20 protein-coding genes are annotated in these 21,325 nt (G+C 41.8%); 16 read left to right on the top strand and 4 right to left on the bottom strand.

Annotation, left to right across the window (positions count from 1 at the left end; genetic code table 11):
- Window positions 1-58: 58 nt before the first annotated feature.
- A complete protein-coding gene (gene metG / locus B7714_RS04790; RefSeq protein ID WP_084859803.1) occupies window positions 59-2,056 on the top strand; it encodes a methionine--tRNA ligase in 1,998 nt (665 codons plus the stop codon).
- Window positions 2,057-2,072: 16 nt separating this feature from the next.
- On the opposite strand, the gene B7714_RS04795 is transcribed toward metG, so the two are convergent.
- The 3 genes from B7714_RS04795 to coaA all read right to left on the bottom strand — a co-directional run bounded on the left by B7714_RS04795 (window position 2,073) and on the right by coaA (window position 3,883).
- Window positions 2,073-2,606 (bottom strand): DNA topology modulation protein, encoded by a 534-nt coding sequence (locus B7714_RS04795; protein ID WP_084859804.1) that lies wholly within the window; start codon window positions 2,604-2,606, stop codon window positions 2,073-2,075.
- 52 nt (window positions 2,607-2,658) lie between these two features.
- Window positions 2,659-2,895 carry a 30S ribosomal protein S20 gene (gene rpsT, locus B7714_RS04800; RefSeq protein WP_001274000.1) on the bottom strand — a complete coding sequence of 79 codons (237 nt, stop codon included), beginning with the start codon at window positions 2,893-2,895 and terminating at the stop codon, window positions 2,659-2,661.
- Window positions 2,896-2,962: 67 nt separating this feature from the next.
- Complete coding sequence (gene coaA, locus B7714_RS04805; RefSeq protein ID WP_084859805.1) at window positions 2,963-3,883, bottom strand: type I pantothenate kinase; 921 nt, start codon at window positions 3,881-3,883, stop codon at window positions 2,963-2,965.
- A gap of 201 nt (window positions 3,884-4,084) precedes the next feature.
- Between coaA and B7714_RS04810 the strand changes: the two genes are divergently transcribed.
- The 9 genes from B7714_RS04810 (at window position 4,085) to B7714_RS04850 (ending at window position 12,442) form a co-directional block, all read left to right on the top strand.
- A complete protein-coding gene (locus tag B7714_RS04810) occupies window positions 4,085-4,489 on the top strand; it encodes a hypothetical protein (protein ID WP_049477650.1) in 405 nt (134 codons plus the stop codon).
- A 202-nt stretch (window positions 4,490-4,691) separates the two neighbouring features.
- A complete protein-coding gene (locus tag B7714_RS04815) occupies window positions 4,692-5,282 on the top strand; it encodes a class I SAM-dependent methyltransferase (protein ID WP_080976511.1) in 591 nt (196 codons plus the stop codon).
- A complete protein-coding gene (locus B7714_RS04820) occupies window positions 5,279-6,556 on the top strand; it encodes a pyrimidine-nucleoside phosphorylase (RefSeq protein ID WP_049477648.1) in 1,278 nt (425 codons plus the stop codon). The genes B7714_RS04815 and B7714_RS04820 overlap by 4 nt, the downstream gene beginning before the upstream one ends.
- A gap of 19 nt (window positions 6,557-6,575) precedes the next feature.
- Complete coding sequence (gene deoC, locus B7714_RS04825; RefSeq protein WP_000773696.1) at window positions 6,576-7,238, top strand: deoxyribose-phosphate aldolase; 663 nt, start codon at window positions 6,576-6,578, stop codon at window positions 7,236-7,238.
- Window positions 7,225-7,614, top strand: coding sequence for a cytidine deaminase (locus B7714_RS04830; protein ID WP_000246111.1), 390 nt, complete (start codon window positions 7,225-7,227; stop codon window positions 7,612-7,614). Before deoC ends, B7714_RS04830 begins: the two co-directional genes overlap by 14 nt.
- Window positions 7,615-7,704: 90 nt before the next feature.
- Complete coding sequence (locus tag B7714_RS04835; protein ID WP_001036150.1) at window positions 7,705-8,760, top strand: BMP family lipoprotein; 1,056 nt, start codon at window positions 7,705-7,707, stop codon at window positions 8,758-8,760.
- Window positions 8,761-8,896: 136 nt separating this feature from the next.
- A complete protein-coding gene (locus tag B7714_RS04840) occupies window positions 8,897-10,432 on the top strand; it encodes an ABC transporter ATP-binding protein (RefSeq protein ID WP_000929834.1) in 1,536 nt (511 codons plus the stop codon).
- Complete coding sequence (locus tag B7714_RS04845; protein ID WP_084859806.1) at window positions 10,425-11,483, top strand: ABC transporter permease; 1,059 nt, start codon at window positions 10,425-10,427, stop codon at window positions 11,481-11,483. Before B7714_RS04840 ends, B7714_RS04845 begins: the two co-directional genes overlap by 8 nt.
- A 2-nt stretch (window positions 11,484-11,485) precedes the next feature.
- Window positions 11,486-12,442, top strand: a complete 957-nt coding sequence (locus tag B7714_RS04850) for an ABC transporter permease (protein WP_084859807.1) — start codon at window positions 11,486-11,488, stop codon at window positions 12,440-12,442.
- A gap of 34 nt (window positions 12,443-12,476) precedes the next feature.
- On the opposite strand, the gene plsY is transcribed toward B7714_RS04850, so the two are convergent.
- Entirely contained in the window at window positions 12,477-13,118 is a 642-nt protein-coding gene (gene plsY / locus B7714_RS04855; RefSeq protein WP_084859808.1) for a glycerol-3-phosphate 1-O-acyltransferase PlsY, read from the bottom strand.
- 135 nt (window positions 13,119-13,253) lie between these two features.
- On the opposite strand from plsY, the gene parE reads away from it, so the two are divergent.
- The 6 genes from parE to B7714_RS04890 all read left to right on the top strand — a co-directional run bounded on the left by parE (window position 13,254) and on the right by B7714_RS04890 (window position 21,308).
- Window positions 13,254-15,197 carry a DNA topoisomerase IV subunit B gene (parE, locus tag B7714_RS04860; RefSeq protein ID WP_000037293.1) on the top strand — a complete coding sequence of 648 codons (1,944 nt, stop codon included), beginning with the start codon at window positions 13,254-13,256 and terminating at the stop codon, window positions 15,195-15,197.
- Between the two features lie 12 nt (window positions 15,198-15,209).
- Entirely contained in the window at window positions 15,210-15,686 is a 477-nt protein-coding gene (locus B7714_RS09925) for a hypothetical protein (protein ID WP_084859809.1), read from the top strand.
- A 401-nt stretch (window positions 15,687-16,087) separates the two neighbouring features.
- A complete protein-coding gene (locus tag B7714_RS04875; protein WP_084859810.1) occupies window positions 16,088-16,600 on the top strand; it encodes a hypothetical protein in 513 nt (170 codons plus the stop codon).
- Window positions 16,590-17,444 (top strand): aminoglycoside 6-adenylyltransferase, encoded by an 855-nt coding sequence (locus B7714_RS04880; RefSeq protein ID WP_084859811.1) that lies wholly within the window; start codon window positions 16,590-16,592, stop codon window positions 17,442-17,444. The genes B7714_RS04875 and B7714_RS04880 overlap by 11 nt, the downstream gene beginning before the upstream one ends.
- Before the next feature lie 230 nt (window positions 17,445-17,674).
- Entirely contained in the window at window positions 17,675-20,155 is a 2,481-nt protein-coding gene (gene parC / locus B7714_RS04885; protein WP_084860377.1) for a DNA topoisomerase IV subunit A, read from the top strand.
- Between the two features lie 115 nt (window positions 20,156-20,270).
- The gene (locus B7714_RS04890; protein WP_338132084.1) at window positions 20,271-21,308 is read left to right on the top strand and encodes a branched-chain amino acid aminotransferase; all 1,038 of its coding nucleotides are present in this window, start codon (window positions 20,271-20,273) and stop codon (window positions 21,306-21,308) included.
- Window positions 21,309-21,325: the final 17 nt, after the last annotated feature.

Genomic DNA, 21,325 nt, shown 5'->3' on the forward strand with positions numbered 1-21,325 from the left:
AATATGATATAATGAAGTGTTAGAAAAACAGGTTTCATTTGCCTGGAAAGGAAAAAATATGTCTGAAAAGAATTTTTATATTACAACACCGATTTACTATCCATCTGGTAAACTTCATATCGGTTCTGCCTACACAACTATCGCCTGTGATGTCTTAGCACGTTACAAACGCCTTATGGGCTACGATGTCTTTTATCTGACTGGTCTTGATGAGCATGGCCAAAAGATTCAACAAAAAGCAGAAGAAGCTGGGATTACACCACAAGCCTATGTTGATGGCATGGTAGTTGGAGTTAAAGAACTCTGGCAATTACTGGATATCTCATATGATAAATTTATCCGTACCACAGACGATTACCATGAAAAAGTGGTGGCTCAAGTCTTTGAACGTTTGCTTGCTCAAGATGACATCTACCTAGGTGAATATTCTGGTTGGTATTCAGTCTCAGATGAGGAATTCTTTACAGAAAGCCAGCTGGCAGAAGTTTTCCGTGATGAAGCTGGAAATGTAACTGGTGGTATCGCTCCATCAGGACATGAAGTGGAATGGGTTTCAGAAGAGTCTTATTTCCTTCGCCTCAGCAAATACCAAGATCGTTTGGTAGAATTTTTCAAATCGCACCCTGATTTCATCACTCCAGATGGTCGCCTTAATGAAATGTTGCGTAACTTCATTGAGCCAGGTTTAGAAGATTTGGCAGTGTCTCGTACAACCTTTACCTGGGGAGTACCAGTCCCATCAAATCCAAAACACGTTGTCTATGTTTGGATTGACGCCCTTCTTAACTATGCGACTGCTCTTGGTTACGGTCAAGAGGATCATGCTAACTACGACAAGTTCTGGAATGGAACGGTCTTCCATATGGTAGGGAAAGACATCCTTCGTTTCCACTCAATCTACTGGCCAATTCTTCTCATGATGTTGGATATGAAATTGCCTGACCGCTTGATTGCCCACGGTTGGTTCGTCATGAAAGACGGCAAGATGTCTAAGTCTAAAGGGAATGTCGTTTACCCTGAAATGCTAGTAGAACGTTATGGACTGGATCCACTTCGTTACTACCTCATGCGTAGCCTTCCAGTCGGTTCAGACGGAACCTTCACTCCTGAAGACTATGTAGGCCGTATCAACTATGAATTGGCAAATGACCTCGGAAACCTCCTCAACCGTACGGTTTCCATGATCAACAAGTACTTTGATGGGCAAATCCCTGCCTACGTAGAAGGTGTGACAGACTTTGATAATGCTCTTTCTGAGGTTGCAGAACAATCAATCGCAGACTACCATACACACATGGAAGCAGTTGACTACCCACGTGCTCTTGAAGCAGTTTGGACTCTTATCTCTCGTACCAATAAATACATCGACGAGACTGCTCCGTGGGTCTTGGCCAAGGATGAAGCTCTTCGTGACCAATTAGCAAGTGTCATGAGCCACTTGGCAGCTAGCCTTCGTGTCGTAGCTCACATGATTGAGCCATTTATGATGGAAACTAGTCGCGCCGTATTGGCACAACTTGGTCTAGCAGAAGTTTCTAGCCTAGAAAACTTGAGCTTGGCTGATTTCCCTGCTGGTGTGACTGTTGTTGCCAAAGGAACACCAATCTTCCCACGTCTGGACATGGAAGAAGAGATTGCCTATATCAAGGAACAAATGGAAAGTAACAAACCAGCAGTCGAAAAAGAATGGAATCCAGATGAAGTTGAACTCAAACTCAACAAGGATGAAATCAAGTTCGAAGACTTTGACAAGGTTGAGATCCGTGTCGCAGAAGTCAAAGAAGTGTCTAAAGTGGAAGGTTCTGATAAGTTGCTCCAATTCCGCCTAGATGCTGGTGATGGTCAAGACCGTCAAATCCTCTCAGGAATAGCTAAATACTATCCAAACGAACAAGAATTGGTCGGCAAGAAAGTCCAAATCGTTGCCAACCTCAAACCACGTAAGATGATGAAGAAATATGTCAGTCAAGGGATGATTCTCTCAGCTGAACATGATGGCAAATTAAACCTTCTCACAGTGGATCCAGCTGTACCAAATGGAAGTGTGATTGGGTAAAAGCAAAAAACCAACGTTAGGCACGTTGGTTTTTCTTGTTATGTACGAGATTATCTAAGAAGTGGTCTATCTCCTTTTGAGACTGGAGGACAATTACTTTCTCTAGATAGGTTTCTTGAACCCGTTGATAACGTTCTTTGGCATTCTTTGTCCGTCCATCCCAGAGAATCCATCGGATAAACTCCCAGTCAAAGCGTTCAGGGCAACCTGCAGCCATACTTTCTCTGACCTTGCCTCGGTATGTGAGATACCGTTTAAAGGCTCGAAAGAGACAAGTCCATGGTGAAAAATTGAGAAAGATGATTTGGTCAGCTTGCTTCATCCTTTCCTCATAGCAGCACCAAGAATAGTTGCCATCGATGACCCAGTCTGAGTGATTGGTGAGGAAGTTTTTCATCTCGGTCAACATCCATTCGCGGTCACTGTCTTGCCAACCAGGTTGAAATTGAAGTGTATCCATATGCAGTTTGGGGATGGAGTAGTAGTTTGACAACTTTTCAGCTAGAGTTGACTTGCCAGCTCCAGAATATCCTATAATTGCGATTTTCATTTTCTACCTTTTCTGATTAGAGGACAAAAAAACAGCCTCTATGGACTGTTTCTTATTTAGCAAGTTTAGCTGAAAGACGAGCTTTATCGCGGCTTGCTTTGTTTTTATGAATCAAACCTTTAGTTTCTGCTTTGTCGATAGCTGAGCTAGCAGCACGGAAAAGTTCTTCAGAAGGGTTTGCTTCGAAAGCTTTGATAGCAGTACGCATAGCTGATTTTTGAGCTGAGTTTTTTTCGTTTTGTTTAACGTTCAATTCAGCGCGTTTGATAGCTGATTTAATGTTTGCCAATGTTCTTACCTCCATATTTACTAACTATACCATTATATATGAAAACTTAGGTTTTGACAAGGGGAAATTATTTTTTTAGGTAAATTTCATCGATTTCATGGTTTTTAGTCTTGTGGAGAATAACCTCAGCACGATTCCTTGTCGGTTCGATATAGTTTTGTAGATTTGTGAGATTAATGCTGGTCCAAACCTGATGTGCAAAGGCTTCAACTTCTCCAATCGGCATTTGCGTAAAGCGGTGGTAGTAGCTGTTGGGATCATTTTGGGCAAAGCTGAGCAGTTTTAAGAAACGATCCAGATACCAACTTTCAATGTCCTCGACAGCAGCATCCACATAGATGGAGAAATCAAAGAAATCAGTGATGTAAAGGCGCTCATTTTGAGGATTTTGAAAGACATTAATCCCCTCGACAATGACAAAATCAGCAGCTTTGACACATTGTTTCTCTCCAGGAACGATGTCATACACTTCATGAGAATAGACAGGAATATCGACATCTTGCCCATTCTTTAGGCGATCAAGAAAATTCAGCAAGGTCTCCATATCATAACTTTCAGGAAAACCTTTGCGATTTAAGATATCTTGATCAATCAAGGTTTGATTGGGATAGAGAAAACCGTCAGTTGTCACCAATTCTACAGTAGCATCCGGGAGAGTACGTGATAGAAGAATCTGAAGTAAGCGACTAGTAGTCGATTTCCCCACAGCAACACTTCCAGAAACCCCAATGATAAAAGGTTGGGATTTGCTTTCGCGTTGAAGAAAAATTCCTTTTGAAAATGCCAAATCATCCTTGGTGCGCTTGTAAATGTGGATAAGATGAACTAGGGGAAGATAGACGTCTGTTACGTCCTGCAGACTAATCTGGTCATTGAAACTCTTGATGGATTCTAACTCTTCCTCTGTCAAGGGAGGGGTTGTTTTGCGATGCAATGATTGCCAAGTCTGGCGACTGATTTTTTCAAAATGTAAAAATTCGTTTGTCATTTGTTTTCCCCTATATATTTTGTTTATCATACCATAAAAAGCTAAAAAGATAAAGCGGTTTCTTGATGGTAGTAAGTCAATATCGTATAATAGAGGTAGATGGAGGTTGAATAATTTAATGATGAGATAGAGAATGGTTTCTGAAGACTTATCAGTTATTGAAAGTGGGCTTTTTGGTTCACAACTTATAGGAGGTGTGTCATGAAAATCTTAAAAAGTTATATATTGGAACTCTGTTTTATTTTAAGTTTTGCCTTACCTTTTATAAGGGGAGCGAATGCGGATAATGGTAGACGCTTTGTGGAAATCTATTACGGTTTTACTTTTTTGATGGAACATGCCATTGTAACAGTTGTCTTTATCTGTTCGCTCTTGATTGCTTGGCTAGTAAAAAAGCAGTGGACGAAATGGCTTGCTGCTGGTAGTTATCTATTTTTGATTTTGTGGATTGCTACAGAAGGATATCTATTCCGTATGTCACTAGAGGATTTGATACGACTTTGGACAAGTTTGGAAATCTTGACACAAACTTATCAGTTGGGTTTTTATCTAAACATCATATTGGGAATCTTGTTGATAATAAAGTATTTTAAGGTTAAGAAATAGTAATAAAAATGCGCCTGATTGCAGACGAACTGTTTTTTCCTGACTATGATAATTTGTAGTTCCCGATAGATTGTAATGTATTTCTAATAATTGAAAGAGATTGAAGAAAAGGTTTTTTGACTAGGATTCTTCAGTCTTTTTCATTTGCTCATCACTTTGTAAACGATTTACAATTCAAGCCAAATTATGGTAAAATAGTTTTATGAGTAAAATGTATTATGCAGAAAATCCTGATGCTGCTCACGACATTCATGAGTTAAGAGTGGAGTTGTTGGGAGAAAACATGACCTTTTTGACGGATGCGGGTGTTTTTAGCAAGAAAATGGTTGACTTTGGGAGTCAGCTCTTGCTCAAGTGTCTAGAGGTAAATGAAGGAGAGACGGTCCTTGATGTCGGCTGTGGGTACGGTCCCCTTGGTATTACTTTGGTCAAGGCTTACGGAGTTCAGGCAACTATGGTCGATATCAATAATCGTGCCTTGGACCTAGCGCGACAAAATGCTGAACGTAATAAAGTAGAAGCAACGATTTTCCAATCCAATATCTATGAACAAGTTGAAGGGAAGTTTGACCATGTTATTTCCAATCCGCCGATTCGAGCGGGCAAACAGGTTGTTCATGAGATTATCGAAAAGAGCAGAGATTTCTTGAAAGACAGAGGAGATTTAACCATCGTCATTCAGAAAAAACAAGGAGCTCCAAGTGCTAAAAGTAAGATGGAAGACGTTTTTGGAAATTGTGAAATCGTAAAGAAAGATAAGGGATACTATATCCTTAGAAGTGTGAAAGAATGAGAGCAGTTGATTTAATTCAAAAGAAACGAGATGGTCAAGAACTGACTGCAGCTGAAATCAAATGGTTGGTAGAAGGCTATGTGGCTGGAACTGTTCCAGACTATCAGATGTCTGCTTTTGCTATGGCTGTTTATTTTAAAGGAATGACCACACGTGAGATTTCTGATCTAACGATGAATATGGTCAAGACAGGTCAGGAGTTTGACTTGTCAGCTATTGATGGGGTTAAAGTTGATAAGCATTCGACTGGTGGTGTAGGTGATAAGGTGACCTTAATCTTGGCTCCCCTTGTTGCGAGTTTCGGTGTTCCCGTAGCTAAAATGAGTGGTCGTGGTCTCGGCCATACTGGTGGAACAATTGATAAATTGGAGTCCATTAAGGGCTATCAAGTTGAGCGAAGTCAAGAAGATTTCATTCGTCAGGTACAGGACATTGGTGTATCTGTCATTGGGCAGTCCGATCAGCTGGTTAAAGCAGACAAACTTCTCTATGCCCTCCGTGATGTGACAGCAACTGTCGACACGATTCCTTTGATTGCTAGTTCTGTTATGAGCAAGAAAATTGCTGCAGGAGCGGATGCCATTTTGCTAGACGTAACGGTCGGTGAGGGTGCCTTCATGAAGACGGTTGATGAGGCGCGCGAATTAGCTCAAACCATGGTGGATCTTGGTAAGGCTGTTGGTCGAAAAACAGTAGCAGTCATTACCGATATGAGTCAGCCCTTGGGAAGAGCCATTGGCAATCGTCTCGAAATCCTTGAGGCATTGGAGATTTTACAAGGGAAAGGCCGAGAAGATATTAGTCACTTTATCTGCGAGCTAGCTCAGATTATGCTTGGGTTGGCTGATATTGAGAAAACGATCGAGGAAATCCGTCAACACCTAGAAAATGGCCAAGCACTGGCTAAGTTTGAAGAAATGGTAGCAGCACAAGGTGGCGATTTAGAAGATCTCTATCGCCCAGTCAAAGTTGCCCATGTGCTGGAAATTCCAGCTCAAGATACAGGTGTTATTTCAGCCCTTCCAGCTATGGAATTTGGGCTCTATGCCATGAGACTAGGAGCTGGTCGTGCAGTCAAGTCTGATGACTTGGACTATGAAACAGGGATTGTTTTTGAAAAGAAAGTTGGAGACTCCGTTCAAAAAGGAGAAATTGTTGCAAAAGTTTATACAAATGGAAAAATTTCTTCTGAACTAGTTACAGAATTTCAAAAATATGTTAAAATAAATGATGGAGTGCAAAGTTTACGAGAAATTATAGAAATTATCTCATAAAACCAGGGAGAATCCGAATATGAAGTTAAATAAATATATTGATCATACGCTTTTAAAGCAAGATGCAAGTCAAGAACAAATTGATCGTTTGCTATCTGAAGCGCGTGAGTATGACTTTGCCAGCGTTTGTGTCAATCCCACATGGGTTAAACATGCGAAAACAGGGCTTGATGGCTCAGATGTAAAAGTTTGTACAGTAATAGGTTTTCCTTTGGGAGCAACAACTTCAGCTGTGAAAGCTTTTGAAACAAAAGAAGCTGTTCAAAACGGTGCGGATGAGATTGATATGGTTATCAATGTTGGTGCCCTCAAATCAGGCAATCTGGATTTGGTTGAATCGGACATCCGTGCTGTCGTAGAAGCAAGTGGTGACAAGTTGGTTAAGGTCATTATTGAAGCTTGCTTGTTGACAGACGATGAAAAGGTTGTGGCCTGCCAATTATCCCAGAAAGCAGGCGCTGACTTTGTCAAAACATCAACTGGATTTTCAACTGGTGGTGCCACTATTGAGGATGTTCAGTTGATGCGTAAAACAGTCGGGCCAGATATGGGAGTTAAGGCAGCTGGTGGAGCTCGTTCATATGCAGATGCTGTCGCTTTTGTGGAAGCAGGCGCTACCCGTATCGGAACATCTGCTGGTGTAACAATCTTAAAAGGAGAATTGGCAGATGGCGACTACTGAGTTAATTGAACTAGCAATTGAAACCAGCAAACAAGCCTATGTCCCCTATTCTCACTTTCCCATCGGTGCTGTTTTAGTAGCCAAGGATGGTAGTATTTATACGGGTGTGAACATCGAGAATGCTAGCTATCCCTTGACTAATTGTGGAGAACGTACTGCTATTTTTAAAGCAGTTTCGGAGGGGCAACGGGAGTTTTCAGAATTGATTGTCTACGGACAAACTGAAAAACCCATCTCGCCATGTGGTGCTTGCCGCCAGGTCATGGTTGAATTTTTTGAACAAGATCTAAAAGTGACTTTAGTCGCTAAAGATAAATCGACGGTCGAGATGACGGTCGGGGAGTTACTTCCATACTCATTTACAGACTTAAATTAGTCTGGGCCACTCTTGTAGTGGCTGTGGTCTGTGTGACCAACCAATCCATACTTGCAACATCGTTGCACATCTTATTTAGGAGGTTCAGTAATGAACAAGAAACAATGGCTAGGCCTTGGTCTAGTTGCAGTAGCAGCAGTTGGACTTGCTGCATGTGGTAACCGCTCTTCTCGTAACGCAGCTTCATCTTCATCAGAAATGAAGACCAAAGCAGCAATCGTAACAGATACTGGTGGTGTTGATGATAAATCATTTAACCAATCAGCTTGGGAAGGTTTGCAAGACTGGGGTAAAGAACACAATCTTTCTAAAGATAAAGGTTATACTTACTTCCAATCAACAAGCGAAGCAGACTATGCTAACAACTTGCAACAAGCGGCTGGAAGTTACAACCTGATCTTCGGTGTTGGTTTTGCCCTTCACAATGCAGTTGAGGAAGCAGCAAAAGACCACTCTGACCTAAACTATGTCTTGATTGATGATGTGATTGAAGGTCAAAAGAATGTTGCGAGCGTAAGATTTGCAGATAATGAAGCAGCTTACCTTGCTGGTGTTGCAGCAGCGAAAACTACGAAAACAAAACAAGTTGGTTTTGTAGGTGGTATTGAATCTGAAGTTATTTCACGTTTTGCAGCTGGATTCAAAGCTGGTGTTGAATCAGTAGACCCATCTATCAAAGTCCAAGTTGACTATGCTGGTTCATTTGGTGATGCTGCCAAAGGTAAAACAATTGCAGCAGCTCAATATGCTGCCGGTGCAGACGTTGTCTACCAAGCAGCTGGTGGTACAGGTGCTGGTGTCTTTGCTGAAGCAAAATCATTGAACGAAAACAAAAATGAAAACGAAAAAGTTTGGGTTATCGGTGTAGACCGTGACCAAGCAGCAGAAGGTAAATACACTTCTAAAGATGGTAAAGAATCTAACTTCGTTCTTGTATCTACATTGAAACAAGTTGGTACAACTGTAAAAGATATTGCCAACAAAACAGAAAAAGGTGAATTCCCTGGTGGACAAGTGATTGTTTACTCATTGAAAGATAAAGGGGTTGAGCTAGCAGTAACAAACCTTTCAGAAGAAGGTAAAAAAGCTGTTGAAGATGCAAAAGCTAAGATCCTTGACGGAAGCGTAAAAGTTCCTGAAAAATAATGGATAAAAGTCATTTCTTAGGAAGCGGCCATCGGTCGCTTCTTTAAGAATTGAGGCAATTTTTGTCTCAATAGAGCTTGTTAATGTGATTAGCAGGTTTTATTGAAATAAAATAAACCTCTGAAAGGAAGAGCATATGGCACACGAAAATGTCATTGAGATGCGGGATATTACCAAGGTGTTTGGTGAATTTGTAGCAAACGACAAAATCAACTTGCAACTGCGAAAAGGTGAAATCCATGCACTTTTAGGAGAAAATGGAGCGGGTAAATCCACTCTGATGAATATGCTGGCAGGACTTCTTGAACCAACGAGCGGTGAAATTGTGGTGAATGGTCAAGTTGTAAAACTAGACTCACCATCTAAAGCCGCTGGTCTTGGAATTGGGATGGTTCACCAACATTTTATGTTGGTTGAGGCTTTTACAGTAGCTGAGAATATCATTTTAGGGAGTGAAATCACTAAAAATGGTGTTCTAGATATAGCTGGTGCTACTAAAGAAATCAAGGCTCTTTCTGAACGTTATGGTTTGGCAGTAGATCCTGCTGCTAAGGTGGCGGATATTTCCGTTGGTGCCCAACAACGTGTAGAGATCTTGAAAACACTCTATCGTGGTGCTGATATCCTTATCTTTGACGAACCTACAGCCGTATTGACTCCTTCAGAGATCGATGAGTTGATGGCAATCATGAAAAACCTTGTCAAAGAAGGGAAGTCTATCATTTTGATTACCCATAAACTGGATGAGATTCGTGCGGTATCGAATCGAGTGACGGTTATCCGTCGTGGGAAATCAATCCAGACGGTTGAAATCGCAGGAGCAACAAATGCGGACTTGGCAGAAATGATGGTTGGACGCTCAGTCTCCTTTAAAACGGAAAAACAAGCACCACAACCCAAAGAAGTGGTCTTGTCTATCAAAGACTTGGTTGTCAATGAAAACCGCGGTGTACCAGCAGTCAAAAATCTATCCTTGGATGTTCGTGCTGGTGAAATTGTCGGTATTGCAGGTATTGATGGCAATGGTCAATCTGAACTCATTCAAGCCATTACTGGTCTTCGTAAGGTTGAGTCAGGTAGCGTTGAATTAAAAGGAAAATCAATCGTAGGGATGCATCCTCGACAAATTACAGAACTAAGCGTGGGGCACGTTCCTGAGGACCGTCACCGTGATGGCTTGATTTTGGAGATGATGATTTCAGAAAATATCGCTCTTCAAACCTACTATAAAGAGCCACTCAGCAAGAATGGTATCTTGAACTATGCCAATATCACTTCACATGCTAAGAAATTGATGGAAGAATTTGACGTCCGTGCGGCAAGCGAATTTGTTCCAGCGGCAGCTCTTTCAGGAGGAAATCAACAAAAAGCGATTATCGCTCGTGAGATTGATCGAGATCCTGATCTCCTTATCGTCAGCCAGCCAACTCGTGGTTTGGATGTCGGTGCCATTGAATATATCCACAAACGTTTGATTGAAGAGCGTGATAACGGGAAGGCTGTCCTTGTTGTCAGCTTTGAATTGGATGAGATTTTAAATGTCTCAGACCGAATTGCTGTTATTCACGATGGTAAGATTCAAGGTATTGTATCGCCAGAAACAACTAACAAACAAGAACTTGGTGTCTTGATGGCAGGTGGAAACTTGGGAAAGGAGAAGAGTGATGTCTAAAAAATTACAACAAATTTCGGTTCCCTTGATTTCCGTATTCTTAGGGATCTTGCTCGGAGCCATTGTCATGTGGATCTTCGGATATGATGCTATCTGGGGTTATGAGGAGTTGTTCTATACAGCTTTTGGTAGCCTCCGTGGGATTGGAGAAATTTTCCGTGCCATGGGTCCTCTTGTCTTGATAGGTCTTGGTTTCGCAGTTGCCAGTCGAGCAGGCTTCTTTAACGTCGGACTTCCTGGTCAAGCACTTGCAGGCTGGATTCTCAGTGGTTGGTTTGCCTTATCGAATCCAGATATGCCTCGTCTCGTTTTGATTCCATTGACAGTGATTATTGCTTTGATCGCAGGTGGAATTGTTGGTGCGATTCCAGGTATCCTCAGAGCTTATCTCGGTACGTCAGAGGTTATCGTGACCATCATGATGAACTACATTGTATTGTATGTGGGAAATGCCTTTATTCATGCCTTTCCGAAAGATATTATGCAAAGTACAGACTCAACGATTCGTGTTAGTGCCAACGCCACATACCAGACATCATGGTTATCAGAGTTGACTGGAAATTCCCGTATGAATATCGGAATCTTCTTTGCAATCATTGCTGTAGCTGTGATTTGGTTCTTGCTAAAGAAAACGACTCTCGGTTTTGAAATTCGTGCAGTTGGTCTCAATCCCCATGCCTCAGAGTACGCTGGTATTTCAGCAAAACGTACAATCATCCTATCAATGATTATCTCTGGTGCTCTGGCTGGTCTTGGGGGAGCGGTCGAAGGTCTTGGAACCTTCCAAAACGTTTACGTTCAGGGATCATCATTGGCTATCGGATTTAACGGGATGGCAGTTAGTTTGCTTGCTGGAAATTCACCAATTGGAATTCTCTTTGCAGCCTTCTTATTTGGAGTTTTGCAAGTAGGAGCACCGGGTATGAACGCAGCGCAAGTTCCGTCTGAGCTTGTCAGCATTGTAACAGCGTCTATTATCTTCTTTGTCAGCGTTCACTACATTATCGAACGCTTTGTCAAACCTAAAAAACAAGTTAAAGGAGGTAAGTAAGGATGTCTATTACAACATTACTCACCCTCTTGGTCTCTTCTATGCTGATTTACTCAGCACCACTTATTTTTACGAGTATCGGGGGCGTTTTCTCTGAACGTGGTGGTGTCGTTAACGTCGGTCTTGAAGGAATTATGGTTATGGGAGCCTTTTCTGGGGTTGTCTTTAACCTTGAGTTTGCAGAACAATTTGGAGCAGCGACTCCTTGGATTTCCTTGTTAGTTGCTGGTATCGTGGGAGCTATTTTCTCCCTCATCCATGCCGTCGCTACAGTTCATTTCCGTGCGGACCATGTTGTCAGTGGTACAGTATTGAACTTGATGGCTCCTGCCCTAGCAGTTTTCTTGGTTAAAGTTCTTTATAACAAAGGACAAACGGATAACTTAAGCCAGACTTTCGGACGTTTTGATTTCCCAGTTTTGGCTGATATCCCTGTGATTGGAGATATCTTCTTCAAGTCAACAAGTTTGCTAGGTTATATCGCGATTGCCTTCTCATTCCTTGCATGGTTTATTCTCTTTAAGACACGTTTTGGTCTTCGCCTTCGCTCTGTTGGTGAACACCCTCAGGCAGCGGATACCTTGGGGATCAATGTCTACAAGATGCGATATCTTGGGGTTATTATTTCAGGATTCCTAGGTGGAATTGGGGGAGCAATTTATGCTCAATCCATTTCAGTTAACTTCTCAGTGACAACTATTATCGGTCCTGGATTTATCGCCCTTGCTGCGATGATCTTTGGTAAATGGAACCCAATTGGTGCTATGCTTTCTAGTCTTTTCTTTGGACTTTCACAAAGTTTGGCAGTTATCGGTTCTCAATTACCTTTCCTACAAGGAGTTCCAGCGGTTTACCTTCAAATCGCGCCTTATGTCTTGACCATCCTTGTCTTGGCAGCCTTCTTTGGAAAAGCAGTTGCGCCTAAGGCAGATGGTATCAACTACATCAAGTCAAAATAAGCATACAAAAAAACGCCAGTTTCAAACTGGCGTTTTATTTATTAGGATTTTGATGTGTCAAGTTTAGTCCCCAAGGAACGAGATTTTCAGTTTTGTTTTTGATGCGTGTGATATTATCCTTGTGACGAATGATAATCAAGCTAGCAAGTGCTAGGATAATCAAAATGAAGAGAGGGTCATAGCTGTTTAGGATAAATCCAAATAGTGGAAATAGGAGAACTCCGATAACGGCTGCGATAGAAGCGGCAACGCTAGACAAGGAAATCATACTACCAAGATAGAGGGTTCCAAAGAATACGACTGCTAGGTAGAGACAGAAGATAGGCGCAAATCCGAAAACAACTCCAGCGCTAGTTGCGACAGCCTTGCCCCCTTTAAATCCTGCAAAGATAGGAAAGGTATGTCCAATTACGGCCAAAAGACCAAAGACAAGAGGTGATACACCTTGAAGGTGGAAAAGGATTGGAAGGAGAGTGGCCAAGGTTCCTTTAAAGAAATCAATCACAAAGGTTGCCATACCCGCTTTCTTACCTAAAATTCGGAAAGTATTGGTTGTTCCGGTGTTTCCAGAACCATGTTCACGCAGATTTGTTTGAAAGAAGATTTGTCCAATCCAAAGACCAGATGGAATCGAACCTAGCAGATAAGCTAAAATTAATAATACAAATGTCATCATAGAACTATTATACCATGAAATGGTATAGAAAGTCAGAGAATATCCTGTGAAATTGTGACAGCTGAAAGGGAAAAGCTTTGCAAAATCGCTAGAAAACCTGTAAAATAGAAAAGATGAACAAATAGGAGGTTCCTTGTGTCAAAAAAGGAAATCAATATTAATAACTACAATGATGACGCCATTCAGGTGCTAGAAGGGTTGGATGCGGTCCGTAAACGTCCAGGGATGTATATTGGATCGACCGACGGTGCTGGTCTCCATCACCTAGTCTGGGAAATTGTGGACAATGCAGTCGATGAAGCCTTGTCTGGATTTGGTGACCGCATTGATGTGACTATCAATAAAGACGGCAGTCTAACCGTTCAAGACCATGGTCGAGGGATGCCGACTGGGATGCACGCCATGGGAATTCCAACTGTTGAAGTTATCTTTACCATTCTCCACGCTGGAGGAAAATTCGGTCAGGGTGGTTATAAGACATCTGGTGGTCTACATGGAGTCGGTTCTTCGGTTGTTAATGCCCTATCAAGCTGGTTAGAAGTTGAAATTACTCGTGACGGTACAGTCTACAAGCAACGTTTTGAAAATGGCGGGAAACCCGTCACAACCTTGAAGAAAATTGGTACAGCACCCAAGTCTAAGACAGGTACCAAAGTCACTTTCATGCCTGACGCGACGATTTTTTCTACGACTGACTTCAAATACAATACCATTTCAGAACGACTCAATGAGTCAGCCTTTCTCTTAAAAAATGTGACCTTGTCTTTAACAGATAAGCGAACAGATGAAGCAATCGAATTCCATTATGAGAACGGGGTACAAGACTTTGTTTCTTACCTCAATGAAGACAAGGAAACCTTGACGCCAGTCCTATACTTTGAAGGCGAAGACAATGGTTTCCAAGTGGAGATTGCCCTCCAGTACAATGATGGATTTTCAGATAACATTCTATCCTTTGTCAATAACGTTCGTACTAAAGATGGTGGAACACATGAGACAGGACTCAAGTCTGCCATTACCAAGGTTATGAATGACTATGCGCGCAAGACAGGACTTCTCAAGGAAAAAGATAAAAACCTTGAAGGGTCAGACTACCGCGAGGGACTAGCAGCCGTTCTTTCTATTCTCGTTCCTGAAGAACACCTCCAGTTTGAGGGTCAGACCAAGGATAAACTGGGGAGTCCACTAGCTCGTCCGGTTGTGGATGGAATTGTGGCTGATAAGTTGACCTTCTTCCTTATGGAAAATGGAGAATTGGCTTCCAATCTCATTCGCAAGGCTATCAAGGCGCGTGATGCTCGTGAGGCAGCTCGCAAAGCGCGTGATGAGAGCCGAAATGGTAAGAAAAATAAAAAAGACAAGGGCTTGCTTTCTGGTAAATTGACTCCAGCCCAGTCTAAAAACCCTGCAAAGAATGAACTCTACCTAGTCGAAGGAGATTCTGCCGGTGGTTCTGCCAAGCAAGGTCGTGACCGTAAATTCCAAGCTATCTTGCCTCTTCGTGGCAAGGTTATCAATACAGCCAAGGCTAAGATGGCGGATATCCTCAAAAATGAAGAAATCAATACCATGATTTATACCATCGGTGCTGGTGTTGGAGCAGATTTCTCACTTGAAGATGCCAACTATGACAAGATTATTATCATGACCGATGCCGACACCGACGGTGCCCATATCCAAACTCTTCTTTTAACATTCTTCTACCGTTATATGCGTCCGCTAGTTGAGGCAGGCCATGTCTATATCGCCCTTCCTCCACTTTACAAGATGTCCAAAGGGAAAGGTAAGAAAGAAGAAGTGGCCTATGCTTGGACGGATGGTGAGTTAGAAGAACTTCGCAAGCAGTTCGGTAAAGGCGCTACGCTCCAACGCTATAAAGGTCTTGGTGAGATGAATGCAGACCAACTCTGGGAAACAACCATGAACCCAGAAACGCGTACCCTCATCCGTGTCACGATTGAAGACCTAGCACGCGCTGAACGTCGCGTCAATGTCCTTATGGGAGATAAGGTCGAACCACGCCGTAAATGGATTGAGGATAATGTCAAGTTTACGCTGGAAGAAGCGACGGTGTTTTAAGGAGCATGAATAATGGTTGATTCAGGACATTCGATTTCTGGTAGTTACTTGGGTTTGATTTTCTTAGTTTCTTTACCCTCGGCTATTCTTGCATTCTACATTAACAGTCGAAAAAAAAGTTTCCAAGGATTATATGCACCGATTGTATTTACTTTATTTATGATCTTGATGCTTTTATTCAATATGGATTCCTCAGAATCCAGTGCTTTAGTGGCGAGCTTTGTCATGATTTTATTTGGTTTTCCTTTGATAGCGGGAGCCTTAGTCTACACACTGATTCGATTGTGTTATGTCTATCCGGAGAAACGGTGGAAGGCTTTTTTGATTTTCCTATCCTATGTTTTAGGTCCCCTATCTGTGGGTATTCTGGGATGGTATGTGGTAAATTTAGTTCAGATCCATCTGTTGACATTCTTGGTAATGATTTTGATGATTCTTGTTTCCTATCTTCCTCCTCTCTATCTCCATTACACCAAACGAAATCAGTAAGACACAGAATACTTTTTGGTTGGGTATAGTGATTAATTGCTTAGATTATGTCAGAGATGGCCAATGGTTTACGATTTATAATGAAAAGCAATTTCAAACAGCTCTAAGTGATGAAGGAGTGAAATATGAGAACTGATCAGGAAATGCTTGGACTGATTTTAAAAATAGCTAAAACTTTAAAAGTTGATGCTGGCAAGAACTCAAGTATCTCCTCCTCAATAATCTGACGGATGACCTCACTCAGGCCCGTTTCTTTAAGGGGGTGGATGCTTCATATTATTACGAAGGGTATAACCTTCACCAGACAGAGGAGTTGTAAAGTTCAAGTAAAGGTGACGATCATCTTTTGTATGTAAACAATCGCTAAAACTATTGGAGGTGCGGTATTGATTACGTTATTAATGATGCCTTTTTTCCTTGTTCTCTTGGCCATTTTTGGAATTATATATGATTTAATGACCAATAAAGGTAGAAAAGAGTGTGCTCGCACAGTATCCTTGTTTATATTGAACATCCTCACTATTGGTATCTGTCTATTAGATTTACCAATGAAAAGTAAACCATACTCAGGAATAGGGTTTATCTTATTTTATGCACTTGCTTTCACCCCTTTGATGATTGTTTTCTCATTATATACTCTCTATAGGATTGGAAAACATTATAGGTATTTTAAGAGTAAGTTTGCTATAATACTCCTATTCAATGCTATTTTACTTTTCCTTCTTTCATTAGTAAATACTTTTGTATTATGGAGAAGCTTTAAAATATATCATAGAAACGATATGAATTTGTTTTATTTTGTTTTAATTGTTTTAGGGATTTGTTCAACTATCCAATTCATTGTAGGGGAGCTTGAGAAGAAAAGAATACGAAGCATCCAAAAACAAGAGGAGCAAGACGGCAATGAAAAATAATTCTATAAAAGATATGTGCAGACAACATAGAAGTCAAGCGCAAATGCTGAGATTAATTTTACAAACCGCAAAAAGTCTAAAAGTCCAGGCTGTCGCTATGTCCGGTTCACGAACTGATACAAAAGCACCAAAAGACGAGTTTCAAGACTATGATGTTGTTTATGTCGTGGACGACTTAGATAATTTGACGAGTGACCTTGCTTGGTTGGACCAGTTTGGCACACGTATCATTGAGCAACATAATATCCTAGGCAACCGTCGTCTCTATCTTATGCTCTTTGAAGATGGCAATCGGATTGATTTGACGCTCTGCCCCAAAGACCACATCCAAGAGTGGGTGGATAGTGAAGCTGATTACACAGTATTGAAAGATGAGAAAGGCTTGTTTGAGTCCTATACTACAAGTCCTCAACGTTACTGGACGAATCCAGCTAGCCCGATTGATTTTGAAAAAGCCTGCAATGAATTTTGGTGGGTTTCCGCCTATGTGGTCAAGGGAATCTGTCGCAAGCAAGTCATTTATGCAATGGACCATCTCTACGGTATTTGCCAGCAAGAACTCTTGAAAATCTTAGCTTGGCAGGTCGCAAGAGATAGAGGTGCTGTCGACATTGGTAAAAATTACAAGTATCTCTTCAACTACTTGCCAATTGAGAAGGAGAAGGAATTCTCAAATCTGCTTGATTTTTCAAGTGTAGAGAAAATCACTCAATCCCTATTCTCCACAATGAATCTCTTCCACAGAGAAGCTCAAATTCTTGCTCAAAAGATGGGATTTGACTATGATATGGAAGTAGCTGAGAAGATGATTGATTATGCTGAAAAGAGACTTCTTAATCTCTGAATAATTTAAAAGATTAACCTACAGAAAGGATAGTTTGGTTATTTATCGTAACTGAACACGGTACTAATTTCCGTAAAATATCCTTTATTCTACAAAACCTACTCTATATTCTTTGAAAGGAGTTGAACACGCCCTAAATGCTGTGTGAAAAAGATAAATTCTCTTGCGAGCATCGCTCGCTGCGAGAATTTCCTATTTTCACTTTGCATTTTACGGGCTTTGTATCTTATATGAGTAACATTCAAAACATGTCCCTTGAGGTCATCATGGGAGAGCGCTTTGGTCGCTACTCCAAGTATATTATTCAAGACCGGGCTTTGCCAGACATTCGGGATGGTTTGAAGCCAGTTCAGCGTCGCATTCTTTATTCGATGAATAAGGATGGCAATACTTTTGACAAGAGCTACCGTAAGTCTGCCAAGTCTGTCGGGAATATCATGGGGAATTTCCACCCACACGGTGACAGTTCCATCTATGATGCCATGGTCCGTATGTCTCAGGACTGGAAAAATCGTGAGATTCTAGTTGAAATGCACGGTAACAACGGTTCTATGGACGGAGATCCGCCGGCGGCTATGCGTTATACAGAGGCACGTTTGTCTGAGATTGCAGGCTATCTTCTTCAGGATATCGAGAAAAAGACAGTTCCCTTTGCTTGGAACTTTGACGATACCGAGAAAGAACCGACGGTATTGCCAGCAGCCTTTCCAAATCTCTTGGTCAATGGTTCGACTGGTATTTCGGCTGGTTATGCCACAGATATTCCTCCGCATAATTTGGCTGAAGTCATTGATGCGACTGTTTACATGATTGATCACCCAACAGCCAAGGTGGACAAGCTCATGGAATTCTTGCCTGGCCCAGACTTCCCGACTGGAGGGATTATTCAGGGGCGTGATGAAATCAAGAAAGCCTATGAAACTGGGAAAGGACGTGTGGTTGTTCGTTCCAAGACCGACATCGAAAAGCTAAAAGGTGGTAAGGAACAAATCGTTATTACTGAGATTCCTTATGAAATCAATAAGGCCAATCTGGTCAAGAAAATCGATGATGTTCGTGTCAATAACAAGGTGGCAGGGATCGCTGAAGTTCGTGATGAGTCTGACCGTGACGGTCTTCGTATTGCTATTGAACTAAAGAAAGACGCGAATACCGAGCTGGTTCTTAACTATCTCTTCAAATACACTGACCTGCAAATCAACTACAACTTTAACATGGTGGCGATTGACAATTTCACACCTCGTCAGGTCGGGATTGTTCCAATCCTGTCTAGCTATATCGCCCACCGTCGTGAAGTGATTTTGGCTCGTTCACGCTTTGACAAGGAAAAGGCTGAAAAACGTCTCCATATCGTTGAAGGTTTGATTCGCGTGATTTCGATTTTGGACGAAGTCATTGCCCTTATCCGTGCTTCTGAGAACAAGGCTGACGCTAAGGAAAACCTCAAGGTCAGCTATGAGTTTACTGAAGAGCAGGCTGAAGCTATCGTGACCTTACAACTTTACCGTTTGACCAATACAGACGTGGTTGTCTTGCAGGAAGAAGAGGCAGAATTGCGTGAAAAGATTGCCATGCTTGCTGCTATCATCGGTGATGAACGGACTATGTACAATCTCATGAAGAAAGAACTCCGTGAGGTTAAGAAGAAATTTGCGACACCACGTTTGAGTGCTTTGGAAGACACTGCGAAAGCAATCGAGATTGACACAGCTAGTTTGATTGCCGAGGAAGATACCTATGTCAGCGTAACCAAGGCAGGTTATATCAAGCGTACTAGCCCACGCTCCTTTGCGGCATCCACTCTGGAAGAAATTGGCAAACGTGATGACGATCGTTTAATCTTTGTTCAATCTGCCAAGACAACGCAGCACCTCTTGATGTTCACGACTCTTGGGAATGTCATCTATCGACCAATTCATGAATTGGCAGATATTCGTTGGAAGGATATCGGGGAGCATCTGAGCCAGACCATTACAAACTTTGAAACTAACGAAGAAATCCTCTATGTAGAAGTTGTTGATCAGTTTGATGATGCGACTACCTACTTTGCAGCAACTCGCCTTGGTCAAATCAAGCGTGTAGAACGCAAAGAATTCTCTCCATGGCGGACCTACAAGTCTAAGTCTGTCAAGTATGCTAAGCTCAAAGACGAGACAGATCAGATTGTAGCAGTGGCTCCGATTAAACTGGATGATGTACTCTTGATTAGCCAAAACGGTTACGCCCTTCGTTTCAATATCGAAGAGGTACCGGTTGTTGGTGCCAAGGCTGCGGGTGTCAAGGCTATGAACTTGAAAGCAGATGATGCGCTTCAAGCTGCCTTTATCTGTAACAGCTTATCCTTCTACCTCTTGACCCAACGCGGTAGTTTAAAACGTGTTTCTATCGACGAAATTCCAGCGACTAGCCGTGCTAAACGAGGCCTACAAGTCTTGCGTGAGTTGAAAAACAAACCGCACCGTGTCTTCTTGGCTGGAGCAGTTGCAGAGCAAGGCTTCGTTGGTGACCTCTTTAGTACAGAAGTAGAAGAAAACGACCAAACATTACTTGTCCAATCTAACAAGGGAACAATCTATGAGAGTCGATTGCAAGACCTCAACTTGTCAGAACGTACTAGCAATGGAAGCTTTATTTCAGACACCATTTCAGATGAAGAAGTTTTCGATGCTTACCTCAAAGAGATCTTTAAAGAGGATAAAGCAAATCCTTAAAAAGAATCAGTCCAGAGGGCTGATTTCTTTATGTTGAAAAAATTTTCAGAAAATTACAAATAATACTTGAAATTTTACTAGAAAAGTGTAGAATAGAACACATAGTTTGAATAGTATAAAGGAGAAACACATGACAGTTGCAATTGATTGGGAAAATCTTGGCTTTGCTTATATGAAATTACCTTACCGTTATATCGCTCACTACAAAAATGGTCAATGGGATCAAGGAGAATTGACAGAGGATGCAACCTTGCATATTTCAGAGTCTTCTCCAAGTCTCCACTATGGACAGCAGGCATTTGAAGGTTTGAAAGCCTATCGTACCAAGGATGGCAGTATTCAACTGTTCCGTCCTGACGAAAATGCCAAGCGTCTGCAACGTACTTGTGACCGTCTCTTGATGCCACAAGTTCCGACAGAAATGTTTGTAGAAGCTTGTAAAGCAGTTGTGCGTGCAAATGAAGAATACGTCCCACCATATGGAACAGGTGGAACCCTTTATCTTCGTCCACTTTTGATTGGTGTTGGGGATATTATCGGGGTTAAACCAGCAGAAGAGTATATTTTCACTATCTTTGCTATGCCAGTTGGGAATTACTTTAAAGGTGGTTTAGTCCCAACAAACTTCTTGATTCAGGATGAATACGACCGTGCAGCTCCGAATGGTACAGGTGCGGCCAAGGTAGGTGGAAACTATGCTGCTAGCCTCCTCCCAGGTAAAATGGCCAAGTCACGCCAATTTTCAGATGTTATCTACCTAGACCCATCTACACATACAAAGATTGAAGAAGTCGGATCAGCTAACTTCTTTGGAATCACGGCAGACAATGAATTTGTTACACCATTGAGTCCATCCATCTTGCCATCTATTACCAAGTACTCTTTGCTTTACTTGGCAGAGCACCGCTTGGGCTTGACTCCGATTGAAGGCGATGTCCCAATCGATAATTTGGAGCGTTTTGTAGAGGTAGGTGCCTGTGGTACAGCAGCGGTTATTTCTCCAATTGGAGGCATCCAACATGGCGATGATTTCTATGTTTTCTATAGTGAAACAGAAGTAGGTCCTGTTACACGTAAACTCTATGATGAATTGACCGGTATCCAATTTGGTGATGTAGAAGCGCCTGAAGGATGGATTGTCAAAGTGGACTAAAAGATATGAAATAAAGA

The organism is Streptococcus oralis subsp. oralis (assembly GCF_002096595.1).
GTDB lineage: Bacteria > Bacillota > Bacilli > Lactobacillales > Streptococcaceae > Streptococcus > Streptococcus oralis_D.

Excerpts from the sequence above, each read along its gene's own strand:
- plsY (WP_084859808.1), bottom strand. The coding sequence starts at position 13,118 with ATGATGACATTTGTATTATTAATTTTAGCTTATCTGCTAGGTTCGATT.
- B7714_RS04845 (WP_084859806.1), top strand. The coding sequence starts at position 10,425 with ATGTCTAAAAAATTACAACAAATTTCGGTTCCCTTGATTTCCGTATTC.
- coaA (WP_084859805.1), bottom strand. The coding sequence starts at position 3,883 with ATGACAAACGAATTTTTACATTTTGAAAAAATCAGTCGCCAGACTTGG.
- B7714_RS04835 (WP_001036150.1), top strand. The coding sequence starts at position 7,705 with ATGAACAAGAAACAATGGCTAGGCCTTGGTCTAGTTGCAGTAGCAGCA.
- deoC (WP_000773696.1), top strand. The coding sequence starts at position 6,576 with ATGAAGTTAAATAAATATATTGATCATACGCTTTTAAAGCAAGATGCA.
- B7714_RS04795 (WP_084859804.1), bottom strand. The coding sequence starts at position 2,606 with ATGAAAATCGCAATTATAGGATATTCTGGAGCTGGCAAGTCAACTCTA.
- B7714_RS04840 (WP_000929834.1), top strand. The coding sequence starts at position 8,897 with ATGGCACACGAAAATGTCATTGAGATGCGGGATATTACCAAGGTGTTT.
- B7714_RS04820 (WP_049477648.1), top strand. The coding sequence starts at position 5,279 with ATGAGAGCAGTTGATTTAATTCAAAAGAAACGAGATGGTCAAGAACTG.
- B7714_RS04880 (WP_084859811.1), top strand. The coding sequence starts at position 16,590 with ATGAAAAATAATTCTATAAAAGATATGTGCAGACAACATAGAAGTCAA.
- B7714_RS09925 (WP_084859809.1), top strand. The coding sequence starts at position 15,210 with ATGGTTGATTCAGGACATTCGATTTCTGGTAGTTACTTGGGTTTGATT.
- B7714_RS04830 (WP_000246111.1), top strand. The coding sequence starts at position 7,225 with ATGGCGACTACTGAGTTAATTGAACTAGCAATTGAAACCAGCAAACAA.
- B7714_RS04810 (WP_049477650.1), top strand. The coding sequence starts at position 4,085 with ATGAAAATCTTAAAAAGTTATATATTGGAACTCTGTTTTATTTTAAGT.
- metG (WP_084859803.1), top strand. The coding sequence starts at position 59 with ATGTCTGAAAAGAATTTTTATATTACAACACCGATTTACTATCCATCT.
- B7714_RS04875 (WP_084859810.1), top strand. The coding sequence starts at position 16,088 with ATGATGCCTTTTTTCCTTGTTCTCTTGGCCATTTTTGGAATTATATAT.
- B7714_RS04850 (WP_084859807.1), top strand. The coding sequence starts at position 11,486 with ATGTCTATTACAACATTACTCACCCTCTTGGTCTCTTCTATGCTGATT.
- parC (WP_084860377.1), top strand. The coding sequence starts at position 17,675 with ATGAGTAACATTCAAAACATGTCCCTTGAGGTCATCATGGGAGAGCGC.
- B7714_RS04815 (WP_080976511.1), top strand. The coding sequence starts at position 4,692 with ATGAGTAAAATGTATTATGCAGAAAATCCTGATGCTGCTCACGACATT.